This window comes from Algoriphagus oliviformis (assembly GCF_017254915.1).
GTDB lineage: Bacteria > Bacteroidota > Bacteroidia > Cytophagales > Cyclobacteriaceae > Algoriphagus > Algoriphagus oliviformis.
The window spans coordinates 1-546 of the sequence record NZ_JAFKCT010000037.1; the positions used below are offsets into that span (position 1 = coordinate 1).

The window sequence follows — 546 nt, forward strand, 5'->3', positions numbered from 1 at the left end:
TAAAATGCACAGGTCGTGAGTTCGATGAGTAGGGCGGGACACGTGACATCCTGTCTGAATATGGGGGGACCATCCTCCAAGGCTAAATACTCCTGACTGACCGATAGTGAACCAGTACCGTGAGGGAAAGGCGAAAAGAACCCCGGCGAGGGGAGTGAAATAGAACCTGAAACCGTGTACGTACAAGCAGTGGGAGCACCTTCGTGGTGTGACTGCGTACCTTTTGTATAATGGGTCAGCGACTTATATTTTGTAGCAAGGTTAACCGTATAGGGGAGCCGTAGGGAAACCGAGTCTTAACTGGGCGAATAGTTGCAAGGTATAGACCCGAAACCCGGTGATCTAGCCATGGGCAGGTTGAAGGTTGGGTAACACTAACTGGAGGACCGAACCGACTAATGTTGAAAAATTAGCGGATGACTTGTGGCTGGGGGTGAAAGGCCAATCAAACCGGGAGATAGCTGGTTCTCCCCGAAAGCTATTTAGGTAGCGCCTCGTGAACTCATCTTCGGGGGTAGAGCACTGTTTCGGCTAGGGGGCCATCCC

1 rRNA gene is annotated in these 546 nt (G+C 51.6%); it reads left to right on the forward strand.

Going from position 1 to position 546, the window contains the following annotated elements:
• Positions 1-546 (forward strand): 23S ribosomal RNA (locus J0A68_RS22455); the annotation flags it as partial.